This is a genomic window from Blastomonas sp. SL216 (genome assembly GCA_026625625.1).
Taxonomy (GTDB): Bacteria; Pseudomonadota; Alphaproteobacteria; order Sphingomonadales; family Sphingomonadaceae; genus Blastomonas.
This window is the reverse complement of record CP113055.1, coordinates 1,148,070-1,168,903: the sequence shown is the minus strand read 5'-3', so window position 1 is coordinate 1,168,903 and position 20,834 is coordinate 1,148,070. Positions and strand designations below refer to the sequence as shown.

22 protein-coding genes, 1 tRNA gene and 1 other RNA gene are annotated in these 20,834 nt (G+C 63.6%); 9 read left to right on the top strand and 15 right to left on the bottom strand.

All coding sequences use genetic code 11. The features are described 5' to 3' along the window. Positions 1–5: 5 nt before the first annotated feature. The 3 genes from OU999_05615 to OU999_05605 all read right to left on the bottom strand — a co-directional run bounded on the left by OU999_05615 (position 6) and on the right by OU999_05605 (position 2,843). Complete coding sequence (locus OU999_05615; protein ID WAC24665.1) at positions 6–980, bottom strand: hypothetical protein; 975 nt, start codon at positions 978–980, stop codon at positions 6–8. A gap of 151 nt (positions 981–1,131) precedes the next feature. Beyond that, complete coding sequence (locus OU999_05610; protein ID WAC24664.1) at positions 1,132–2,088, bottom strand: hypothetical protein; 957 nt, start codon at positions 2,086–2,088, stop codon at positions 1,132–1,134. 98 nt (positions 2,089–2,186) lie between these two features. Continuing rightward, positions 2,187–2,843 (bottom strand): alpha/beta hydrolase, encoded by a 657-nt coding sequence (locus OU999_05605; GenBank protein ID WAC24663.1) that lies wholly within the window; start codon positions 2,841–2,843, stop codon positions 2,187–2,189. Positions 2,844–3,055: 212 nt separating this feature from the next. Between OU999_05605 and OU999_05600 the strand changes: the two genes are divergently transcribed. The 8 genes from OU999_05600 (at position 3,056) to OU999_05565 (ending at position 10,951) form a co-directional block, all read left to right on the top strand. Then, on the top strand, positions 3,056–4,141 hold the full coding sequence (locus OU999_05600; GenBank protein WAC24662.1) for an aminotransferase class V-fold PLP-dependent enzyme: 1,086 nt from the start codon (positions 3,056–3,058) through the stop codon (positions 4,139–4,141). Beyond that, positions 4,141–5,268: a cysteine desulfurase family protein gene (locus OU999_05595; GenBank protein ID WAC24661.1), complete on the top strand. Its 1,128-nt coding sequence runs from the start codon at positions 4,141–4,143 to the stop codon at positions 5,266–5,268. Before OU999_05600 ends, OU999_05595 begins: the two co-directional genes overlap by 1 nt. Before the next feature lie 3 nt (positions 5,269–5,271). Then, positions 5,272–5,607 carry a 2Fe-2S iron-sulfur cluster-binding protein gene (locus OU999_05590; protein WAC24660.1) on the top strand — a complete coding sequence of 112 codons (336 nt, stop codon included), beginning with the start codon at positions 5,272–5,274 and terminating at the stop codon, positions 5,605–5,607. 51 nt (positions 5,608–5,658) lie between these two features. After that, positions 5,659–5,754: signal recognition particle sRNA small type (ffs, locus tag OU999_05585), an RNA gene on the top strand. 137 nt (positions 5,755–5,891) lie between these two features. Further along, positions 5,892–7,640 carry a DNA polymerase III subunit gamma/tau gene (locus OU999_05580; GenBank protein WAC24659.1) on the top strand — a complete coding sequence of 583 codons (1,749 nt, stop codon included), beginning with the start codon at positions 5,892–5,894 and terminating at the stop codon, positions 7,638–7,640. Beyond that, complete coding sequence (locus OU999_05575) at positions 7,637–7,972, top strand: YbaB/EbfC family nucleoid-associated protein (GenBank protein WAC24658.1); 336 nt, start codon at positions 7,637–7,639, stop codon at positions 7,970–7,972. Before OU999_05580 ends, OU999_05575 begins: the two co-directional genes overlap by 4 nt. A 121-nt stretch (positions 7,973–8,093) precedes the next feature. Beyond that, a complete protein-coding gene (lon, locus tag OU999_05570; protein ID WAC24657.1) occupies positions 8,094–10,490 on the top strand; it encodes an endopeptidase La in 2,397 nt (798 codons plus the stop codon). Between the two features lie 188 nt (positions 10,491–10,678). Beyond that, complete coding sequence (locus OU999_05565; protein ID WAC24656.1) at positions 10,679–10,951, top strand: HU family DNA-binding protein; 273 nt, start codon at positions 10,679–10,681, stop codon at positions 10,949–10,951. 144 nt (positions 10,952–11,095) lie between these two features. On the opposite strand, the gene OU999_05560 is transcribed toward OU999_05565, so the two are convergent. Genes OU999_05560 through rlmB form a run of 4 tightly spaced genes read right to left on the bottom strand, consistent with a single transcriptional unit; the run spans position 11,096 to position 14,331 of the window. Continuing rightward, positions 11,096–11,719 carry a DUF4157 domain-containing protein gene (locus OU999_05560; protein ID WAC24655.1) on the bottom strand — a complete coding sequence of 208 codons (624 nt, stop codon included), beginning with the start codon at positions 11,717–11,719 and terminating at the stop codon, positions 11,096–11,098. Between the two features lie 22 nt (positions 11,720–11,741). Further along, on the bottom strand, positions 11,742–12,548 hold the full coding sequence (locus OU999_05555; GenBank protein WAC24654.1) for a hypothetical protein: 807 nt from the start codon (positions 12,546–12,548) through the stop codon (positions 11,742–11,744). A gap of 50 nt (positions 12,549–12,598) precedes the next feature. Continuing rightward, positions 12,599–13,561 (bottom strand): hypothetical protein, encoded by a 963-nt coding sequence (locus OU999_05550; protein WAC24653.1) that lies wholly within the window; start codon positions 13,559–13,561, stop codon positions 12,599–12,601. 5 nt (positions 13,562–13,566) lie between these two features. Then, positions 13,567–14,331: a 23S rRNA (guanosine(2251)-2'-O)-methyltransferase RlmB gene (gene rlmB, locus OU999_05545; protein ID WAC24652.1), complete on the bottom strand. Its 765-nt coding sequence runs from the start codon at positions 14,329–14,331 to the stop codon at positions 13,567–13,569. A gap of 158 nt (positions 14,332–14,489) precedes the next feature. On the opposite strand from rlmB, the gene OU999_05540 reads away from it, so the two are divergent. Next, positions 14,490–14,577 (top strand) — tRNA-Tyr (locus OU999_05540). A 13-nt stretch (positions 14,578–14,590) separates the two neighbouring features. On the opposite strand, the gene OU999_05535 is transcribed toward OU999_05540, so the two are convergent. The 8 genes from OU999_05535 to OU999_05500 all read right to left on the bottom strand — a co-directional run bounded on the left by OU999_05535 (position 14,591) and on the right by OU999_05500 (position 20,525). Beyond that, positions 14,591–15,658: a tyrosine-type recombinase/integrase gene (locus OU999_05535; GenBank protein ID WAC24651.1), complete on the bottom strand. Its 1,068-nt coding sequence runs from the start codon at positions 15,656–15,658 to the stop codon at positions 14,591–14,593. Next, on the bottom strand, positions 15,655–15,843 hold the full coding sequence (locus tag OU999_05530) for a hypothetical protein (protein WAC24650.1): 189 nt from the start codon (positions 15,841–15,843) through the stop codon (positions 15,655–15,657). The genes OU999_05535 and OU999_05530 overlap by 4 nt, the downstream gene beginning before the upstream one ends. Then, positions 15,840–16,979: a phage portal protein gene (locus OU999_05525; GenBank protein WAC24649.1), complete on the bottom strand. Its 1,140-nt coding sequence runs from the start codon at positions 16,977–16,979 to the stop codon at positions 15,840–15,842. Before OU999_05525 ends, OU999_05530 begins: the two co-directional genes overlap by 4 nt. Beyond that, a complete protein-coding gene (locus tag OU999_05520) occupies positions 16,976–17,515 on the bottom strand; it encodes an HK97 family phage prohead protease (GenBank protein WAC24648.1) in 540 nt (179 codons plus the stop codon). The genes OU999_05525 and OU999_05520 overlap by 4 nt, the downstream gene beginning before the upstream one ends. Then, a complete protein-coding gene (locus OU999_05515) occupies positions 17,515–18,753 on the bottom strand; it encodes a phage major capsid protein (protein WAC24647.1) in 1,239 nt (412 codons plus the stop codon). The genes OU999_05520 and OU999_05515 overlap by 1 nt, the downstream gene beginning before the upstream one ends. Positions 18,754–18,783: 30 nt before the next feature. Beyond that, a complete protein-coding gene (locus OU999_05510; GenBank protein WAC24646.1) occupies positions 18,784–19,341 on the bottom strand; it encodes a hypothetical protein in 558 nt (185 codons plus the stop codon). An 86-nt stretch (positions 19,342–19,427) separates the two neighbouring features. Then, the gene (locus OU999_05505) at positions 19,428–20,114 is read right to left on the bottom strand and encodes a hypothetical protein (protein ID WAC24645.1); all 687 of its coding nucleotides are present in this window, start codon (positions 20,112–20,114) and stop codon (positions 19,428–19,430) included. A gap of 51 nt (positions 20,115–20,165) precedes the next feature. Then, on the bottom strand, positions 20,166–20,525 hold the full coding sequence (locus OU999_05500; GenBank protein ID WAC24644.1) for a hypothetical protein: 360 nt from the start codon (positions 20,523–20,525) through the stop codon (positions 20,166–20,168). Between the last annotated feature and the right edge of the window lie 309 nt (positions 20,526–20,834).

The window sequence follows — 20,834 nt, the reverse complement described above, 5'->3', positions numbered from 1 at the left end:
GCGGGCTATTGCTGCCCTTCCGGTGCAGCCGATGCGCCGACAACGCCACTGACAAGCATGCGGCGCTGTTTCCAGCCGGCCCGGTCGTGCGGCATTTCGTACAAGGTGCGCAGCAGGGCAATGTCCCAATCGGTGGGGGCTGAATAGAGATTGTCCGGGTCGAACAGGCCGAGGATCGAATTGGGCATGGGCTGATCGACCGGCGTGGTTTCGGCAAAGGCGACCATCGCTGCATAGGCGGCCACGGCATCGAGCGACTGGCCCTGAGCCAGATTGACGTCGATCACGACCGTTGCCTTGAACAGCGCGCGGACCGCCAAGGTGCCGATCAATGTGGATCGATACGCTTGGATCGACTGGGTGCCATTGCCGACAGCGGATTCTCCGCCAATGCCGCTGCTGAATGTGTAGCCATCGGTAGGGCTGGCGCCGATGAGCAGCGAATCCGAATTGCCCACGCGCATCGAGTCCGCGCCCTGGCTGCGGCTGTTGTACCACCACCGGATCGGCGCATCGCCGTTCACCAGACGATCACGCAGATGCGGTTGCAGTTCGGAAAGCCGGCTGGGCGACTTCCTGGCAATCTGCTCCATCACGCCGCGTGCGTCGGTGGTGAAGCTCACCGCGATGTTGCTTTGGCAGCCAGGAGGGGCGGTTGCGATCCCCGACAGCGCGGCGATGTCTCGCATGCGTGTCTCGACGATTTCGGCATATTCGGGCTTGATGCCGACAACCTTGGGGCAAACCGGGTCTATCCAGCGCGCGACCGGGTCCGAACGATTGGCCACGCCGGTGCGCCGGACGAAATCATTGGCCTGTTTGCGCAATTCGGCCTCGGTGACCGAGCGGCCGATGACGCGGATTTCCGGCCCACGTCCTGTTGCCACCGATGCAGGGCCCGATTGTGCACCCACAGGGCTGCTGCTCATCATCGCGACCAGCGCGGTAGCCCCTGTAATCTTGCCGAATTTCCGCATCATTGCCTCATCTCCGCTGGGGCATCGGCGCTGAATGACTTCGAAGCCAAAAGCGGGCGATCATAAATGCTGTTGGACATGTGCAGCACATGGGTGCGTCTGGTGACTTTTCTTCTCGATCCATCGGCAATCATGGAAAGCCCTGGAGCAATTCTTACTCGTCGATAATCTGCCCTGCGGCGTCGGCCGCACGGACAATGCGGTTGGCGAGCATCTTTTTCTGCTTCCATCCGAAACGTGCGGGTGGGATGGCATAAAGAGCCTTGAGGAAGCTGATATCCCATTCAGTCGCCGACCCGATCTTTGCATCCGGATCAAACAGGCCAAGAATGGAATTTGGCGGCGTCATCGTGATCGGCTGGATTTCCGCCAGCCCGACCATCGCCGTAAAAGCGGCGACAGCGTCGAGCGATTCGCCCGTGGCCCGGTTCACGTCGACGATAATAGTGGCGCTCCGCAGCACGCGGATGACTTGCGTCCGTATCAGGCTTGAATGGTAGACCCGCACCATGGGGTATTCGTCAGAAACGACGGATCCGCCACCTTCCGAGGATCCGTAGTCGGCGACCATGAGTCCGTCCAACCCGGTGATCATCCCTTCGCTGGTGGCGAGCTGCGTGCTGTACCACCAGCGCACAGGGGCAGTTCCTTCCAGGAACTCCCGGCGCTGAGGCAGAGGAATTTCCTGGATTTGAAGCGGGGAGTGCTTGACGATTTCCTTGGCGACATCGGCGCCGCTGGTCGTGAAGGCAATGACCACATTGGCATCGCATTTGCGATCTGCCAGCTCGACTTCCGCAATCGCAGCGATGGCGCGGAATTTGCGCTCAACAATCTGGGCATATTCCGGCTTGATGCCAATCAACTTGGGACAGACGGGACTATGCCACCGCGCGATTGGGCTATCGCCCTTGATGACGCCAGAGCGCCGAACATAATCAAAAGCCTCTGCGCGGACCTCTGCTTCCGTCTGCCGCCGGCCGATGACTTCGATTTCCGCAGCGGATACGCCAGGGTTGGGATCGGCTTGCTGGGCAGACAGGGGAAGGGCTGCGCCACACGTCGCAGCCGCCAGGAGCATAGCCTTGTAACACTTGGAGAAACCCGACATCGTTTGCCTCCATATTGGTGTTATCTAAAGGCTATACTCAATCCCTCTTCGTTGCAATTCATTTGGTCGTCAGTAACGCGCCTGCGTTACATGGATGTTCAGCGGATCGGCGAATCCGGCGCCAGCCGCATGTCGAGATAATTGTCGACCGAGTGCATCAGATCATCGAGTTCATGCTCGAAGAAATGGTTGGCGCGGCTGATCTCGTCATGGTGGATGGTGATGTGCTTTTGCGTGCGCAGCTTGTCGACCAGCTTCTGCACCGCGCCCGGCGTCACCACGGTATCGGCGGCACCCTGCACGATGATGCCCGATGCGGGGCAGGGCGCGAGGAAGCTGAAATCGTACATGTTGGCCGGCGGCGCGACCGAGATGAAGCCGCGGATTTCCGGACGGCGCATCAGCAGCTGCATAGCGATCAGCGCGCCGAAGCTGAATCCTGCGACCCAGGTCGTCTGCGCTTCGGGATGGAAGCTCTGCACCCAGTCGAGCGCGGCGGCGGCGTCGGACAGTTCACCGATGCCGTTGTCGAACGTACCCTGGCTGCGGCCGACGCCACGGAAGTTGAAGCGCAGCGTTGCAAAGCCACGGCGCACGAAAGTCTTGTAGAGCGCCTGGGTGATGCGGTCGTTCATCGTGCCGCCGCCCTGCGGGTGCGGATGTAAAATCATCGCCACCGGTGCGCGCGGACGAGGGGCAGGGCTGAAGCGTCCTTCAAGACGGCCTTCGGGACCGGGAAAGATGACGGCGGGCATGTTTTGCGCTCTTTCGGCTGGATGTGAATTGGGTGGCGGCTGTCTGAAAAATGCGGTGGCAGGGGTTTCAGATAAGGCCGAACCCCCGCCAAAGAAGGGGGCCTATACGCAATCCCTGACGCGAAAAGCAACAAAATGCGTGGAATTGGCGCTGGCTGCGGTTAGAGGAATGCGATGAACCGTTGTCCTGACCGTACCTGCCGATCGGCCGCATGACCCAGCCCCGCATCTATCTTGACCATGCTGCCACCACGCCGGTGCTGCCCGAGGTGCGCGCCGCGATGATCGCGGGCATGGAGCAGTGGGCCAACCCGTCGTCTCCGCACGGCGATGGCCGTGCAGCCCGCGCGGCGCTCGAAGAGGCACGGCGGCAGATCGCTGGCGCGCTCGGCTGGGATGGCGAGGTGATCCTGACCAGCGGGGCGAGCGAGGCGATCACGCTGGCCATGATGGCAGGCAAGACCGATGGCTGGATCGTCAATCCGACCGAGCATGACGCAGTGTTACGGCTGACCGCGCGTATCCCCGCAGGCCGATCGCTGATGCGGCTGGCCGTCGATCTCGACGGAAGGCTGGTGCTGGCGAGCCTGCAGCGTGCGCTCGAGGCCAGCAGCGGGCGGCCGCTGGTCGTGGTGCAGTCGGTCAACAGCGAAACCGGGGTGATCCAGGACAATGCCAGCATCACCGATCTGGCGCGGCAGGGCCATGCGATCACCCTGTGCGATTGCTCGCAAAGCGTGGGCAAGATGCCGCTGCCCGATGCGGACATGATCGTGGTGTCGGCGCACAAGCTGGGCGGCCCGCCGGGCATCGGCGCGCTGCTGGTGCGTGATCTGGGGCTTCTTGATCCTGCTGGAGGGCAGGAAAAGGGCTATCGCGGCGGGACCGAGAATGTCCCCGCTGCGATGGGTTTTGCCGCCGCGCTGACCCATGCGCGCTACTGGATCGATCGCGCAGCAGACCTGCGCCACCAACTCGATAGTGCCATCCGCGGATCGGGCGGAGAGCTGGTTGCGCAGGACGCGGCCCGCTTGCCCAGCATCGGCAGCTATCGCATGCCCGGCGTGCCCGCCAATGCGCAGCTGATCCAGTTCGATCTCGCCGGTGTCTCGGTATCGGCGGGCAGTGCCTGTTCGTCGGGAACACTCAAGACCAGCGCGGTGCTGACCGCGATGGGTTGGGACGAAAAGGCCGCAGGCGAGGTGGTCCGCGTAAGCTTCGGCCCCTCGACAACGCGCGCGCATGTCTATCGCTTCATCGAGTTGTGGCGCGAGATGGCGGCAAGGGCCCGGCGCTGATGGCGGCCCAGCCCATCTATCTCGATTACCAGGCCACGACCCCGCTTGCGCCCGAATCGCTGGCTGCCATGCAGCCCTGGCTGGGCGGGCCCGAAAGCATCAGCGGTTGGGCCAATCCGCACAGCGCGCATGGCCCGGGGCGCAGGGCGGCAGCGGCGGTCGAGGTGGCGCGCGGGCAGATCGAAGCGCTGATGCCGCCGGGGGGGCAGCTGATCTTTACCAGCGGTGCCACCGAGGCGCTCAACCTCGCGATCCGGGGCGCGCTGCCGGCATTGGCTCCGCGCCGGCGCATTGTCACGCTGGCAACCGAACATGCCGCTGTGCGTGATACCTGTCTCTGGCTGGAAAGCCAGGCCCATGAGGTCGTGCTGCTCCCCGTGGGCGGCGACGGGCTGGTCGATCTGGATGTGGCGCGCGCCGCGATCACCACCGATACCGCGCTGGTTGCTGCCATGCTGGTCAATAACGAGATCGGCGTGATCCAGCCTGTCGAAGCGCTTGCGCAGATGGCCCATCAGGCAGGCGCGCTGTTCCTGTGCGATGCGGTGCAGGGCTTTGGCCGCGCCAGCCTGCCGCAATCGGCCGACATGATCGCGATCAGCGCGCACAAGATCCATGGCCCCAAGGGCATCGGAGCGCTGTGGCGGCGTGACGGCGTCGCGCTTGAGCCGCTGATCCATGGCGGCGGGCAGGAACAGGGGTTGCGATCGGGTACGCTCTCGCCTGCCTTGTGCGCGGGCTTCGGCGCTGCGGCACGGCTGGCGGGCGAGCAGATGGAGCGCGATCTGGCGCATGTGGCGATGCTGCAGAAGCGGGCGCTTGAGCTGTTCGCAGGCTGGCAGGTCAATGGATCGCTCGAACATCGCTATGCCGGCAATCTCAACCTTCGCCGCGACGGGCTGGATGTCGCGCGGCTGATGTCCGATGTGCGCCGTGTCGCCTTTTCTGCCGGTTCCGCCTGTGCCAGCGGATCGGGGCGGCCCAGCCATGTGCTGACGGCACTGGGTCTGCCGAGCGCCGCCGTGCGTTCGTCGATCCGGTTGGGCTTTGGTCGCTACACCAGTGTTGACGAAATCGACCGCGCCGCGCATTTGATCCTGGATGCGGCCGACAGGCAGATAGGGTGATCGATGGTCGAGGTGACGTTCATCAGCGCGGACGGCAAGAGCCGCCAGACGGTTCAGGCCAAGGAGGGCGACCGGCTGCTCGATGTCGCGCAGGCCAACGGCCAGCCGCTCGAAGGGACGTGCGAGGGGCAGATGGCCTGCTCGACCTGCCATCTGATCATCGATCCTGCCGATTTCGCCAAGCTGCCCGATCCGGTCGAGATGGAAGAGGACATGCTGGACCTCGCGGTCGCGGTGACTCGCACTTCCCGCCTGTCGTGCCAGATATTCCTGCGGGAGGAATGGGGCAGCCTGACCTGCCGGGTCCCCGCCGAAAGCTACGACATGCAGGGCGTGTGACGGCGTTTTCAGCCCTGCTTGCTTTTCTGTCATCAACTCGCCATATGGCGCTCGGGAGTCGGGCGGACGTAGCCGTCGCCAATCTGGTCAGGTCCGGAAGGAAGCAGCCACAACGATTTTCGCCGCGGGTCGTCCGGCTCCTACCATCCCTTATCACCGCGCCGATCAACTGCCGCCCGTTTTGAACAGGCTGGCGGTTTCATTTCCATCCGCGCGCGCCAGCGGCTAATCAGCATTGCATGGACGATTCCCGGCCCCAAGACTTGGATAATGATGCGGCAGACATGCCCGGGCTGGGGCTGGACCTGCCGCCCGCGGCTGCACCAGCCGCGACTGGCCAGGCCTATCGCGTACTCGCGCGTAAATATCGCCCGCAGACCTTTGCCGAACTGATCGGCCAGGATGCGATGGTGCAGACGCTGGGCAATGCGATCCGGCGCGAGCGGCTGGCGCATGCGTTCCTGATGACCGGGGTGCGCGGGGTGGGCAAGACCTCGACCGCGCGGTTGATCGCCAAGGCCTTGAACTGCATCGGCCCGGACGGGCAGGGCGGCCCGACCATCTCGCCCTGCGGAATATGCGAACCGTGTGTTGCCATCGCCGAAGGCCGCCATATCGACGTGATCGAGATGGACGCCGCCAGCCATACCGGCATCGACGATGTCCGCGAGATTACCGAAGCGGTGCGCTATGCCGCCGTATCCGCGCGCTACAAGATGTATATCATCGACGAAGCGCACATGCTGTCGAAACAGGCGTGGAACGGCCTGCTCAAGACGCTGGAAGAGCCGCCGCCGCATGTGAAGTTCCTGTTCGCCACGACCGAGGTGAACAAGGTGCCGATCACTGTGCTGTCGCGTTGCCAGCGGTTTGACCTGAAGCGCATTCCGTCCGAACTGCTCGCCAGCCATTTTGCCGAGATCTGCGTCAAGGAAGCGATTACGGCAGAGGCCGATGCGCTGGCGATGATCGCCGATGCTGCCGAAGGATCGGTGCGCGATGGCCTGTCGATCCTCGACCAGGCGATTGCCCATGCTGACCTCGGCGGTGATGCGGGCGAGGGCGCGCCTGCCGTGCGCACCGAACAGGTGCGCAGCATGCTCGGCCTGTCGGATCGCGGCGCGATGCGGCGGCTGTTCGCGCATCTGATCGCCGGCGATGCCGATGCGATGCTGGTCGATCTCGACGCGCAGCACAGCCTGGGTGTCGATCCGGTCAGCGTGATGCGCGGGTTGCTGGCGATGGTCCATGCGATCACGCTGCACAAGTCGGCAGGCCGCGTGCGCACCGTGCATGGCGAGGAAGATCGCGCAGCGCTCGCTGATTGGGCGGGCAAGCTTGGCCATGCCAGCCTGCACCGGCTGTGGCAGCTGCTGCTGAAGGGCCATGACGAGATCGAGAGCGCGCCTGTCCCGCGCGAGGCGTGCGAGATGGCGCTGCTGCGCGCGCTCTATGCGGCGACGCTGCCCGATCCCGGTACTCTCGCCCGCAGGCTCGCCGATGCGCCTGCTGGCACGCCCGTCTCTGCGCCCGCGCCGGTCGAGACGCCGCCGCCCGCAGCGCCGCACGCCGAGGAAAGCCCGCCCTGGAATGCGGCACCGGCAGAGCTTGTCGCGGCCCAGGTTCCCGATACTCCGCGCAGCATTGCCGATCTGGTCGACATGCTCGACCACGCCAACAAATGGCTGATCGCGGCGCAGGTCAAGACCGACATGCGGCTGATCGAGCTGGGCGAGGACCGGCTGATCTACCAGTCCGCCACGGGCCGCGACGATTATGTGCCTTTGCTGCGCGAGGCGCTGATGGCGATCACCGGGCGGCGCTGGGAGATCGAACGCGGCGAGGGCGAGGCCCAGCCGAGCCTGGCCGAGCAGGAGAAGCGCGCCGAAGAGGCGATGCGCGATGAAATCCTCAACCACCCGCTGGTCAAGGCCACGCAAGCGGCCTTTCCCGATGCGGAAATAGACTGGACTGCGGCGGAAATCTCCCCACATGGAGAGGAAACCCTGCCAACACGGAGTGCCAAGGCATGAAAAGCATGGAAGAGATGATGGCGGCCGCGCAGGAAGCGGCCCAGACCGTCCAGCGCCAGATGAATGAGGCGCAGGCCAAGCTGGAATCGATCGAGGTCGAAGGCGCGGCGGGCGGCGGCCTGGTCAAGGTTCGCGCGACCGCCAAGGGCCGCATCCTGGGCGTGTCAATCGACGACAGCCTGATGGTGCCGGCCGACAAGCAGATGCTGGAAGACCTGATCGCTGCAGCGTTCAACGACGCGCGTACCAAGGCGGATCGTGCCAGCGAGGAAGAGATGAGCAAGATGGCCCAGGGCCTGCCGCTACCGGCAGGATTCAAGCTGCCGTTCTGAATGCGTTAACCTGGGTGGGTGCAGGATCGCTTGTCGTGGATAGACCCGGCAACCATATAAGCCGGCGAGATGCCACCGGACGTCCGGTGACCAACCCCAGATGGATTGAACCGAATTGACCATGTTCCAGACCTATCCCCTGCTGCCCCTGCGCGACATTGTGGTGTTCCCGCAGATGATCGTGCCGCTGTTCGTCGGTCGCGACAAATCTGTCGCGGCGCTCGAGCGCGCGATGGAGCAGGACAAGGAAATCTTCCTCGTGGCGCAGCTGGATCCGGCGCGCGACGATCCCGACCGCGATGATCTTTACGATATCGGCGTGATCGCCACCGTGCTCCAGCTGCTGAAGCTGCCCGATGGCACCGTGCGCGTGCTGGTGGAGGGTGGCGATCGTGCGCGGCTCAATCGGCTTGAGGCGAGCGGCGACCATGTGCTGGCCGAAGTCGAGCCCATCGAGGCGCGTGCTGTCAGCGGTACCGATGTCAACGCGCTGATGCGGTCGGTGGTCGAGCAGTTCGAGAATTACGCCAAGCTCAACAAGAAGCTGCCTGCCGAGACGGCCGTGCAGCTGGCCGAGATCGACGATGCCTCGAAGCTCGCCGATGCGGTCGCCGCGAACATCTCAGTCAAGGTCGCCGACAAGCAGAGCCTGCTGACCGAGGATGATCCGGTCAAGCGGCTGGAAATGGTGTTCGGCTTCATGGAAGGCGAGCTCGGCGTGCTGCAGGTCGAGAAGAAGATTCGTGGCCGCGTGAAGCGCCAGATGGAAAAGACCCAGCGCGAATATTATCTGAACGAGCAGCTCAAGGCGATCCAGTCCGAGCTGGGCAATGGCGACGGCGATGACGGCAATGGCGTCAACGAATTTGCCGAGAAGATCGAGAAGCTCAAGCTTTCCACCGAGGCCAAGGCCAAGGCGACGGCGGAACTGAAGAAGCTGCGCGGCATGGCACCGATGTCGGCCGAAGCTACTGTCGTGCGCAACTATCTCGACGTGCTGCTGGGCCTGCCCTGGGGCAAGAAGTCGAAGCTGAAAAAGGACATTGCTGAGGCGCAGAAGGTGCTCGACGATGACCATTTCGGACTGGAAAAGGTCAAGGACCGGATCATCGAATATCTGGCGGTTCAGGCGCGTACCAACAAGCTGAAGGGCCCGATCCTGTGCCTTGTCGGCCCTCCGGGTGTCGGCAAGACCTCGCTGGGACGCTCGATCGCCAAGGCGACGGGGCGCGAGTTCGTGCGCCAGTCGCTCGGCGGCGTGCGCGACGAAGCGGAAATCCGCGGACACCGGCGCACCTATATCGGCTCGCTGCCGGGCAAGATCGTCAACAATCTCAAAAAGGCCGGAACCAGCAATCCGCTGTTCCTGCTCGACGAGATCGACAAGCTGGGTCAGGATTTCCGCGGCGATCCGGCCTCGGCGCTGCTCGAGGTGCTCGATCCGGAACAGAACACCAAGTTCCAGGACCATTATCTCGAGATCGACATCGATCTGTCAGACATCATGTTCGTGACCACCGCGAACAGCCTCAACCTGCCGCAGCCGCTGCTCGACCGCATGGAGATCATCCGGCTTGAAGGCTATACCGAGGACGAGAAGGTCGAAATCGCCAAGCGGCACCTGATCGCCAAGCAGGTGGAATCGCATGGCCTGAAGCAGGGCGAGTTCGAACTGACCGAAGAAGGTCTGCGCGATCTGATCCGCTATTATACCCGCGAGGCTGGCGTGCGTACGCTGGAACGCGAGATTGCCCGGCTAGCCCGCAAGTCGCTGCGCCGGATCCTGGAAGGCAAGGACAAGGGCGTGGTGATCACGCCCGAGAACCTGTCCGATTTTGCCGGCGTGCGCAAATTCCGCCACGGTATCGGTGAGGCGGAGAACGAGATCGGTGCGGTGACGGGCCTGGCCTGGACCGAGGTGGGCGGCGAACTGCTGACCATCGAGGCGGTGACCGTGCCCGGCAAGGGCATGATCAAGACGACCGGCAAGCTCGGCGAAGTGATGCAGGAATCGGTGCAGGCGGCATTTTCCTTCGTGAAGGCGCGGGCACCGTCTTACGGCATCAAGCCCAGCATCTTTGCGCGCAAGGACATCCATATCCACCTGCCCGAAGGGGCGGTGCCCAAGGATGGTCCTTCGGCAGGCATCGGCATGGTCACGTCGATCATTTCGACGCTGACCGGCAATGCGGTGCGCCGCGATGTCGCGATGACCGGCGAGGTCACGCTGCGCGGGCGCGTGCTGCCGATCGGTGGGCTCAAGGAAAAGCTTCTCGCGGCGCTGCGCGGCGGCATCACCACGGTGCTGATCCCGCAGGAGAACGAGAAGGACCTGGCCGAGATCCCCGAGAACGCCAAACAGGGTCTCAAGATCATCCCTGTCAGTCATGTCGATGAAGTGTTGCGGGTCGCCCTGGTCGATCCGCTGCAGCCGATCGACTGGACCGAGGCGGACGAACTCGCAGCCCAGCCGCCGGTTCCCAATGCCGACATGCCCGAGGCAGCCGTCAAGCATTGAGAAGTAATGATGCACTGCAGCATCTGTTGGGAGAGCGCGCAACCGAGGTCGCATTACGGTAACATTGCGACAAAACGCCCGGAATTGCGCGCTTTTCCCTTTGACAGTGAGATAAAATCGGTCCTTACTTAACCCCCTCAAAGCCGCGATTCAGCAATATTCAACAAAAATCAGGGGGTTCCCACGGCATGAACAAGAACGATCTTATCTCGGCTGTTTCCGAACAGGCCGGTATCACCAAGGCAGATGCAAGCAAGGCGGTGGAAGCCGTGTTCGATTCGATCAGTGGTGCACTTGCCAAGGGCAGCGAAGTGCGTCTCGTCGGCTTCGGGACGTTTTCGGTGAGCAAGCGCAAGGCATCGACCGGCCGCAACCCGCGCACCGGCGAAAAGATGGAAATCAAGGCCTCGACCCAGCCCAAGTTCAAGGCCGGCAAGGGCCTTAAGGACGCGGTCAACTGATCGCTTGCGCCCGTCCGGCAGGGCGGGCGAGACGCATGCTTTGAGCGGGCAGGGGTCGCAATATTACCCTCCCCGGTTGATATGCTAGATACATGGAAAAGGCGGCGCCCACAGCGCCGCCTTTTTTGTTTCGCCAAACGGGCCTCAGCCCGATTTGCGGATAGCGGCAGTGACCTTGTCGGCGCGCTCGGAGGCTTCGCGTTCTATTGCACGCCAGTCTGCAACATAGGCCGCAGCAAAGCGGTCGATGCCCATGCGGCGATACTGCTCTACATGGGCGAGTTCATGCGCCCACATCCACACATTCTCGGTCAGCCGCGCGCTGGAGAACACGACCTGACGGTTGAGCGCCACCGCGCCTTCATCCATGAACTGCTCGGTGACGATGGTTCCCAGGTCCACCCGGCCTGTGCCCACCGTCCAGCGCGTCGATGCAAGCGTGTCGCGCTTGAAATAGGGGGCGAGCAGCTGCTGCATGGCGGGCGGTATCGGCTTGGCACCTGCACGCACCGCCTGCGCCTCGCCATGGCGGATTGCGCGGGCCAGGACAGGGGCCGTCAGCGTGGCCGAGCGGCGCGCCAGCTGCTCCGAACCCCTGCGAGCCTCCTGCACGATCTGTCCGGCGGAGCGATTGCCCAGTGCCTCGAGTGCCCGGGTGATCTGGGGTGGCGGGCGCAGCATTTCCTCGTCGGGACGCTCGATGCATCCCGATGTTGCGAAAATGGCCAGCGCCGCCAGCGCCAGGATTGCGTGTCGCGGTCCGCTCATGCGCGGACCGCTACGCGATGGGTTATTGACCGGCAAGCCCGATCAGGGCCTCGGGGCCCTTCGGCAGGCGGCTGTTGACCACCCATTTGAGGGTGGAGGTCGCTCCGGCCGTGGTCGGGCCGTCTTCGGTGTTGTTGGTCAGAATGCGGCCATCGGTGGAGATGGTGAAACTGCCTTCGGGCTTGGGCTGTGCCGCCTTGCCCTTGGCGTCACCGGCGCCCGCCATCGCGCCCAGCGCAGCCATCTCGCCGCCGGGAGCCTCGCCCGAATAAGCCGGTGCCGATACCTTCACGCTGCCATCCTTGCGCTTGATTATGGTGACGAACGGCATGATCGCAGCGCCGCCATCGACCAGCGGGAAGGCAAAGCCATGTGCATTGGTGCCGGTGATCGCATATTCGACATCGATGATGCGATTGCCGCGATAGCTGACCTTCTTCCAGCCTTCCTGCTTCTTGAGCTGCTCGACCAGTTCGGCGATGCCTTCATCGCTGCCCAGCCCGCCCATTTCGCCGCCCATCGCGCTGGCCGCCATGCCAGCATCGCCATTGTTCGCGGCCTGGGCCTCGTCAAAGTCCTTGCGCTGCTGGGCGAGTTCCTCCTCGGTGCATTCGCGCTCGTCGCCGGTCTCGTCGCTGAAACACGGGCTCGCCGAGAACTCGGCAGGCGGCGGCGACAGGTCACTCACCACGATTTCGCCGACATAGGTAAAGGTGAAACTGCCATCACGCTTGAGGTCCAGCGTGGAATTGAACTTGCCGGGCGACAGCAGGCAGCCCGTCAGCAGCAGGGGTATCGCCAACGCGGCGATCAGGCGTATCATCTTCATGTCTCGGTCCTTTCGAGGTGCGACCCGTTTGGTCCGGTATGCAGCCTGTGTCAGGCCGGGTTGAGCGAGATGAGCGCCTCGGGCGCGCGGTCGCGGCGGGCGTTGACCTTCCATTCGAGCACGCGCATGGCGCCCGCAACACCGGGGCCGTCCTCGGTATTGTTGGTCAGAATTTCGCCATCGGTGCGGATGATGAACACGCCGTCGGGCTTGGGCAGGTTGGCGAAGACCTTGGCTTCCTCGCTGCTGCCCGCTGCGCCCACTGCCTGGAAGATCGACATCAGGCCGCCCATGTTGCCGCCCATGAAGCTGCTCTGTCCGCCTGCCGCAAAGGCCGGCGCATCGATGCGCACCGCGTTGTTGGTCCGCGCCGTAGCGACGATGAACGGCGTGATGCCCTGCACCTTCTCCAGCGTGGGGAAGCTGTAATCCTGGTCGATGCGGCCCGATATGGCATAATCGACGCTGAACAGGCCGTCGCCCTTGTGCACCACCTCGCGCCAGCCCTTCTGCTTCTTGATCCGCACGATGAACTCGTCGATCGCATCGGGGGAGGTGGGGTCGATGCCGCCGAGCAGCGCCTTGACCAGTTCGATGTTGCGCGCGTCCTCTGCCTTTTTGGCGGCGCGCCCTTCTTCCCAGGCTTCCTTCTGCGTTTCGATCTCGGCCGTCGTGCACTCGCGCTCGAGCGCCTCCTCGGCCCAGCCTTCGCCTTGCTCTTCCTGTTCTTCCTGCACGACGGCCGTCTTCAGCACCGCTGCGTCGACCTCGGCAGGTTCGCCATAGCAGTGGCTCGGGGTGAACTCTGCGTCCTTGTCATCGAGCGCTGCGCCCATCGCGATCAGTTGCGACAGGCCCAGCAGATGGATCTCGCCCTTGTAGGCGAAGCTGAACCCGCCGCCGCGCATCACTGTCATGTCCGCGGTGAACTTGCCCGGCGATAACAGACAGCCGGTGAGCATGCAGGCGGCCGCTGCCACCGCGATGATCCGCAATCCGATTTGCCCCCGCATGCGCATCAGCCTTCTCCCCGGTCCATCCGAATCGCATAGAGCGAAATTGCTGCTGCGTTCGACACATTGAGACTTTCCATAGCGCTGCTGATCGGCAGCCGGGCAAGGGCGTCGCAATGCCCCGCAACATTATGGCGAAGGCCTTCGCCTTCCGCGCCCAGCACCAGCGCGACCGGGCCGCTGCCCAGCGCCTGCGCCAGCGTGTCTTCGGCTTCCCCTGCCAGGCCGATGCGCCAATAGCCGGCGCTGGCCATTTCCTCGAGCGCACGCGACAGGTTCACCACGCGCACCCAGGGCACGATTTCCAGTGCGCCCGACGCGGCCTTGGCCACGGTGCCCGATTCGGGCGGCGCATGCCGGTCCTGCGTGATGATCGCGGCGGCATCGAAGGCGGCAGCGGAACGGAAGATGGCGCCGACATTGTGCGGATCGGTCACCTGATCGAGCACCACCAGCGGCCGCAGCGGATCGCCCGACAGCACATCGTCGAGCAGCATGTCGTCGAGCGGCTCGACCTCGATCACGATTCCCTGGTGCGGCGCGTCGCGCGCAACCAGCCGGGCGAGATCGGCGACATCGGCGAATTCCACCGGAACGCCCTGCGGCAGTTCGAATTGTGCCAGCGCTTCGCGCGTGCCGCGAATCCAGCGAATCTGTCGTTCGGGATTGTTGAACGCGGCCTCGCAGGCATGGGTGCCCCAGAATCGCGGAAACTTGCCGCCCTCGAGTCCGGCCTTGCGGTTCCGGTTGCGTGCGCCGCGTTTTGCCATGGTGTGTATGTCTTTCTTGGGCGCGGGTAACGCCGGTGTTGATAGTTTTCAGCTTTTCGTCCTGTCGCCATTGACAGGCAAGCGCGAATTGTTCAAGGGACCGCCTCTCGGCAAGAACGACCCCCTCCAAGGGGTCAACGCACTGGGTTTAAGCGCGTGGACAGGTGGCCGAGTGGTTGAAGGCAGCAGACTGTAAATCTGCCCGGGTAATGCCGAACGGTGGTTCGAATCCATCCCTGTCCACCACCCCCGCCCATAATCAACGGTTTTCCGTTGATTTGTCGGGGTTAGCCACGAATTTTGCGGATACGTTAGCCACCGCCTCGTCCGCCATAGCAACTTGATCGGCTGACGCGGCATAGCGGGAATACTCGCGATCGGTCTTATGGCCGGTCACGGCTTTACCCTGCATATGCGTCGCGCCGCTCTCGGCTAGGCGGCGACTCATCGCTTTGCGCAGGCCGTGCGCGCTGCACTGCGGCAAGCCCGCTTCGTCGCATCGATCGCGAAACCAGTTGCCAAAACCGGCGCTGGTGAAGGGTCTGCCGAATTCGGTTTCGAGAAAGCAAAGCTGCCCCGCTGGCACGCGGTCGAGCACGCGTTGCAGCTGGGGGGATATAGGCACCAGCACGACAGCGCCGGTCTTGGTCTGGCGGATGCGGATTCGGCCTGCCTCGACGTGCTGGCGTCCTAACTGGATAATGTCGCTGCGGCGCTGCCCGGTCCACAGCATCAGCTCCATGGCCAGCCGGGCCTTGCTGCCTATGGGGTGGTGCGCCTGAAATTGCTCGATCTCGGCTTCGGTCCAAGCGTGGAAGCCGCTGCCCTCGATCTTGAATGCGTCCGTCAGCTCGGCGGGGTTGTCGCGCCGCCAGCCAAGTTTCACGGCATAGGCGAACAGGCGCTTTAGCACCTTGCGCAGATTGTTCGCGGCCGCCGGCGTACTGCGCATCTTGCCTAGGATCGCGTCCAGGTGTTCCACCTTCACGGTCGCCACGCGCTTGCTGCCATGCGCCTTGCGGAATCGCTCGATGATGCTGCGGTATGTGCGGCGCGAACTTTCCTTCGTCATGCCCTGCCAGCCTGGCGATCGATAGAACCGCTCGCACAGGTCATCGATCGAACCGACGGGGAAGCGGGGCAGGCTGGGCTGCACCTTGGGCGCAAGCTCACCTTTGAGGCAGGCGGCATATTCCTGCCAGAATTCATCGCTGCCAAAGCTGGCGCGAAAATAATGTGTCGCCTGCCCCTTCCGTCGAAAGCGCAGGCGATACTTGCCGTGCCGATCTGCAAATTCGGTCACATATCGGGGCAGGGTGCGGCTCATTGCAGCACTTCATCCCATTCGTTCTCGAAGCCCTTGGGCAGGGCCGTGCTGGGCACGGTTTCAAGGATCATGCGGCCATCAGGGGACAGCTCAATGCGCACGTGCTCTGCGCCACCCGCGCGCGCGCCACGGATCGCTCTGGTAATGTCGATCTGCTTGAAGGTGGCGCGGCGCGGGCTGGTCATACGTTCGGCACCGCTCGGGGATTCCACCCCTCGACCTGGCGCACCTCGTCGGGGTCGAGCACGCCATTTGCCAGCGCGATCGCGTGGGCATTCCACCGGGTGGCTGGATCCCCGCGCAGGAAGCCCGACAGGTCCATTTCCATTTCGAAGGGCCCGCCGGTCGGGAACACGCTGCGGGCGAATTCGGCTTCGATCTTGCGCGCCCACGGGGTCAGGCAGAACATGGCAAACCATCGCCCGGCGGTTTCGCTATTGGTGAACGTGTTGTGGCTGTAATCCTGCACCAGCGGCGGGGGCACCTGAAACAGTCGGCAGATTTCCTCGACGCCAAATTTGCGGGTTTCCAGCAGCTCGGCATCCTCGGGGGAGATTTGCGCCGCTGCCCATTCAAGCCCGGCGTCCAGCACCAACGTTTTGCCCGCGTTCTTCGCGCCCGAATATCGGCTATTGAATTGCTCGCGCAGCATGGCGAATTGATCAGGCGACAGCGGCGTAGGCGACTTGATCACTCCGCTGGGCTGGGCACCGTTCTGCAGGAACTGGCTGGCGAATTCAGCCGCGGCGCTCACCGATTCCACCGTCCGCGACGCACGGCTAAGGCGCGATCGACCGATAAGCCCATCGTCGGTTCGATCGCGCAAATGGATCACTTCGCCCTGTAGCAACCGCCATGACCGGCCTTTGCCGTCCGATACGTCATAGGCAAGCCGTCCGCTGCGCAGCTCGCTCACCGTCACCCACTGCCACGGAATGAAGCGCAGGCCGGTCAGCGCCCCGTTCGGGCCGCGCATGATTTCCGCCAGCCCGTTGCCGGTCAGCAGCGTTGACGCCACCAGATGCTCCATGCCCTCGGGCCATGTCATCCCTTCATTCCAGCCCGATCGCGTCAGCTGCGTCAGCGGGTGGTTTTCAGCCTCGATGCGCTGCCCGCCCTGGCGGCGGTAGATCAGCGCGGGGATGGACGACAGGGCCGATGCAATGGCGCTGGAACAGGCCAGCACCGCGCTAAGGTTCTCTGCGGCGCGTGCGGACAGCGCCACGGGAAAGCCGACATTGGCGCCGACCGCCGACCAGCTCGGATCGATGCTGCGGCGCTCATAGCCCAAGGGGGCAAGAATGCGGTCCAGCAGGCTCATAGCTGCGCCTCCGCGATGATGATCGCCCGGCGGCGGCGCTCGCGTTCGTCGAGCGGCATACGGCTGCGCAGGGCAAGGCTGGTGTCAGGATAGGCAGGCCATGCCGACACCACGGATATCTCGAACAGGTTGACGCTGCGCAAGGCGCGGCGGTTGCCGCTCCAATGGTCACCGCCCTTGGGCACCTGAAAGCCGAACGACATGCCGCCAAGGTCACCGCGCGCTGCAAGCGCCAGCACGTCACGCCCGGCTTGGGTGTCGGGAAGATCCAGACTGAAGGCCAGCCCTCGCGAGTCTTCGGAAAGGCGCAGCGTGCCCGATCGCGTCCGCCCCAAAACCAGCGCCTGGTCATGGTCCATCAGGGCGACGATATCGCCCGACAATGACGCGCGGAACGCGCCCGGCTCGATCGTCTCGATGATCGAACCAAGGTTCGCCTCGCTGCCGAACGTGGCCGCATAGCCTTCAAGTTTCCGGGCGGACGGGTCCGCCCGGAACTCGCTAAAGGTGCGGCGTTCAAGGTGCGCCGCCGTCATCAGGCAGCTGCCGGAAGGGCGATGCTGTCCGCATCCACCCCGGTTGCCGATACGAACGCGGTGGGGTGGCGCAGTGCGCAGTCCACCGTCGCCATGGCGCGAATGCTGATATTGCCCTTGCTATAGGCCGTCGATTCGTACGGGTTCACCAGCACGTCGATTTCGGACCAGATACCAATCAGCAGCTCCGACCAGTCGCCATAGATCAGGCCGAATTCATCCGTGCCCGTGCCAAGGTTGCTGGGCACCTGGTTGCTGAAATTGGTGGGCTTGTTGTGGAAGATGCTGGCCAGCGGCACCGGCTGGTTGTTCAGGTCCAGCGCCTTCATGGCGATCTTCTCGACGCCATGCGTTGAAAGGAACGCGCTGGCAGGATCGACATTGGCGATATGCGCCTTGGCGATCATTTCCGCCGAGGTGTTGTGCAGGCTGGCGGCATAGGCCTGGGTCTGGATTCCGCTGGTCGACAGAATGCCGACCGGCTCATTCGTGCCCCCGCCCTTGATCGCGGCGCGGTCGATCGCAATGCCCAAATCGCGCGCCATCATCCGGCGTACCAGCGCCTCGATCTGCGGCGATGACTGCATCACCATGTTGCGGCTGTACTCGGTAATCGCGCCCGCGTGTTTGGGCGAAAGCGTTACCTGGTCGAAGTCCGGGTCGCTGGCGCTGATAGCCGCATTCTGCGCCACCCATCCGACATTGGGCGAATCGGCCTCGCGCGGGATTTCGACATTGCCGGTCAGTCCGGTCAGCACCGTTGCGCCAAGCGTCCGCACGATCGTCGCGGCGGTCAGGGCGTCGATATACAGCTCGGGGCGGTGGTCGGTGGGCACGATTGCCGAGCCGTCGCCCGTGCTGGTCAGGACGCGCTTTTCGAAGCATTCCATCGGGATATACAGGCCTTGCGCTGCCTTGCCCGCGCGGCGTGCCAGCTCGCCCTGCATTTCGCGCTCGAAGCCGTCATCGACGCTGCCGGGGTTGATGTGCCCGGCGATCAGACGCGCGATGCTGAACTTGCTGCGCAGCTCGCCCGTCAGCTTCGGGTCGCCATGCACCTGGCGTCCGCGTTCCTGTCTTTCGGCCTGGTCGATCACCTGTGCCCTTTCGATCAGCGGTTGCACCGCGTCATAGTCGGCCTTGGCCTTGTCGAACGCTTCGCCGCCGGTTTCCTCGGCGGCCTTCATCGCTGCCACTGCGGCACTGCGGCGTTCCAGAAGCTCACTCAATTTGGTCATGACGTACCATCCTTCTAACTCGCCGGGGCATCATGCCCCGGCTTGAGATTGCCCACTGCCTCGCGGCGTTGGTTGTTCGGTTGTTGCTCGTGCGGCGGCGCGCATCATCCTGTCCACAAGGCGCAGGCGCTCGCGTTCCGCATTCATCTGGCGGGTGGTAACTTGGCGCAGATATCGGCGCTGGTCCGGGTCATCGGGCAGCAACAACTGGATTTCGGCCTCATAGCCGCCATAGTCCCGCCCCGCCTCGATATAGGTGGCGTCGTTCCCCTCGTGGCGAGCGATGCGCTGGGCGTCCAGCGCAGCCGCTTGCAGCAGGGCTAGCTCTTGCAGGCGCGCCTCGTCCACTGGCCTTGCGATCCGCATCAGCGGCACCCCTTCAAAGCGCCTCGACTCGGCCTCCTGCTCTTCGAAAGACAGGTGGCTGGTAGGCCCCATGCGTCGAAGTGCCGCGTTGCCCGATGCGAAGCCCTTGGAAAACGGAATGTCAGCCGCTCCGCCCTGGCCTCGGGCTTCCCGCTGTTGGCCGCGCGGCGCAGCCTCATTTTCGGGCGAAAGGATTGCCGCGTTGCCCGATGCGAAGCACATCGGTCCACCCAAAGGAGCGGGTGCGCCGCCCGTGCCTCGGGCTGTCTGTTCTTGGCCGCGCGGCGCGGCCTCAGGGGTGGGCGGATTCATCGATCGCTCGCGATCTCGACGTGACACAAGGCGCGCCCGCTGCGTTCAATCAGCATTGAAGCCAGCGAATTGTAGTCAAGCACTACGATAGGTCCGCAAGTGCGCGGGTCAGAACTGAACATCTGCGCCATCTCACTTTCAAGAGAATTGGCAAACTTGTGTTCTCCGTTCGCCCACCAAATAAACATGCTGCCTGGCGTAACCAGCGGAATTGAACGCTCCCGCCAAAGTTGCTTGATTAGGTATCGTTTCTTGGCGCGCCATTGGGGCACTGACTGCTTGTGAAAAACGGTCGCGATGTTTTCGCTTCGGTTGCTGCTGATAATTTCCAGAACGAATGACTCTGCCTCGGCATCCTCGGGAATTGTCATGGATGTCGGTATTTCGTCCAAATCGCCTTCCCAAGCATCGACCCAAGAAAATGCGTTGCTCAAGGCACCGACTGCGCAAATCGAGGCAATGTCTCCGAAAGCAAGTGAAGGGGCTTGCGCGGTCTGTGTGGGGCCGATTCCCCGATCAGACAGCAGCCGGATCACCAGCATTCGTGCAAGGTCGAAGGCGTCGAACCGCGCATGACCATCACCGGACGCTAGAAAGCCTCGGCGTCGCCAATCACGCTGGGACGCGGTGGAAACGCCGGTAATGGCTTCTGCCTCTGCCGGGGTGAACGTGGTCAGGGTCAAGGTCATGCTCATGACGTGATAGCTATCACGATTTGCAATGCGTGACAAGTCTCACGCTGCGTCGTCCTCGGCGTCCTCGGGGTCGCCGGGGCCGAACGTCGCAAAGCGACCGATCAGCGGCGCGCCGCCATGGTCATCATAGGCGGGGCAACTGTCCTCGTCGCCGTCCTCTAGGTCGGGGTCGCCATCGATCGCGTCCAGCAAGGCAATGCCGCGCTCGACCTGGCGCTCGATGCGGGGGCGGTAGATATCGCCCATGTTGAACGCCACGTCCCAAGCCGCCTCCCAGAACTGCACGTGCTGCGGATTGGAAGGGTCGAAGCGCGGAACGCGGGGCAGCGATGGCGCTGCGGGGCGAAGGGGAATGACATTGCTGCGGGCAGAATCCTGCCCTAAAGCTCGGGAAGCCATAATCGTCTCCTAGTGACGGTTAGCGGTTAGAGCTGACGCAAGGGGCCTAATCCTTGCGTCGGCTCGCATTTTATGGCAGCATAAAATCCTTATGTCAATTCGTGCCACCACAAAAAGAAAAGGCAGGCCTGCCACCGGCAAGGGCGTGCCTATCAGTGTCCGCTTGCAGCCCGATCAGCTCGAACGGCTAGACCAATGGATTGAGGATGACGGGGGGCGATTCTCCCGGCCTGAAGCAATTCGGCAATTGCTGGAACACGCTTGGGGCCGCACGGTGGCCTCGCGGGGCATCAAAGAACTTCCGTCGCG

Bases quoted from the DNA above. Each gene is read 5' to 3' on its own strand.
- OU999_05565 (WAC24656.1), top strand. From the start codon at position 10,679: ATGAACAAGAACGATCTTATCTCGGCTGTTTCCGAACAGGCCGGTATC.
- OU999_05555 (WAC24654.1), bottom strand. From the start codon at position 12,548: ATGAAGATGATACGCCTGATCGCCGCGTTGGCGATACCCCTGCTGCTG.
- rlmB (WAC24652.1), bottom strand. From the start codon at position 14,331: ATGGCAAAACGCGGCGCACGCAACCGGAACCGCAAGGCCGGACTCGAG.
- OU999_05535 (WAC24651.1), bottom strand. From the start codon at position 15,658: ATGAGCCGCACCCTGCCCCGATATGTGACCGAATTTGCAGATCGGCAC.
- OU999_05600 (WAC24662.1), top strand. From the start codon at position 3,056: ATGACCCAGCCCCGCATCTATCTTGACCATGCTGCCACCACGCCGGTG.
- OU999_05575 (WAC24658.1), top strand. From the start codon at position 7,637: ATGAAAAGCATGGAAGAGATGATGGCGGCCGCGCAGGAAGCGGCCCAG.
- OU999_05525 (WAC24649.1), bottom strand. From the start codon at position 16,979: ATGAGCCTGCTGGACCGCATTCTTGCCCCCTTGGGCTATGAGCGCCGC.
- OU999_05500 (WAC24644.1), bottom strand. From the start codon at position 20,525: ATGGCTTCCCGAGCTTTAGGGCAGGATTCTGCCCGCAGCAATGTCATT.
- OU999_05550 (WAC24653.1), bottom strand. From the start codon at position 13,561: ATGCGGGGGCAAATCGGATTGCGGATCATCGCGGTGGCAGCGGCCGCC.
- OU999_05580 (WAC24659.1), top strand. From the start codon at position 5,892: ATGCCCGGGCTGGGGCTGGACCTGCCGCCCGCGGCTGCACCAGCCGCG.
- OU999_05590 (WAC24660.1), top strand. From the start codon at position 5,272: ATGGTCGAGGTGACGTTCATCAGCGCGGACGGCAAGAGCCGCCAGACG.
- OU999_05595 (WAC24661.1), top strand. From the start codon at position 4,141: ATGGCGGCCCAGCCCATCTATCTCGATTACCAGGCCACGACCCCGCTT.
- OU999_05530 (WAC24650.1), bottom strand. From the start codon at position 15,843: ATGACCAGCCCGCGCCGCGCCACCTTCAAGCAGATCGACATTACCAGA.
- OU999_05515 (WAC24647.1), bottom strand. From the start codon at position 18,753: ATGACCAAATTGAGTGAGCTTCTGGAACGCCGCAGTGCCGCAGTGGCA.
- OU999_05610 (WAC24664.1), bottom strand. From the start codon at position 2,088: ATGTCGGGTTTCTCCAAGTGTTACAAGGCTATGCTCCTGGCGGCTGCG.
- OU999_05605 (WAC24663.1), bottom strand. From the start codon at position 2,843: ATGCCCGCCGTCATCTTTCCCGGTCCCGAAGGCCGTCTTGAAGGACGC.
- OU999_05560 (WAC24655.1), bottom strand. From the start codon at position 11,719: ATGAGCGGACCGCGACACGCAATCCTGGCGCTGGCGGCGCTGGCCATT.
- OU999_05520 (WAC24648.1), bottom strand. From the start codon at position 17,515: ATGACGGCGGCGCACCTTGAACGCCGCACCTTTAGCGAGTTCCGGGCG.
- lon (WAC24657.1), top strand. From the start codon at position 8,094: ATGTTCCAGACCTATCCCCTGCTGCCCCTGCGCGACATTGTGGTGTTC.
- OU999_05615 (WAC24665.1), bottom strand. From the start codon at position 980: ATGATGCGGAAATTCGGCAAGATTACAGGGGCTACCGCGCTGGTCGCG.
- OU999_05510 (WAC24646.1), bottom strand. From the start codon at position 19,341: ATGTGCTTCGCATCGGGCAACGCGGCAATCCTTTCGCCCGAAAATGAG.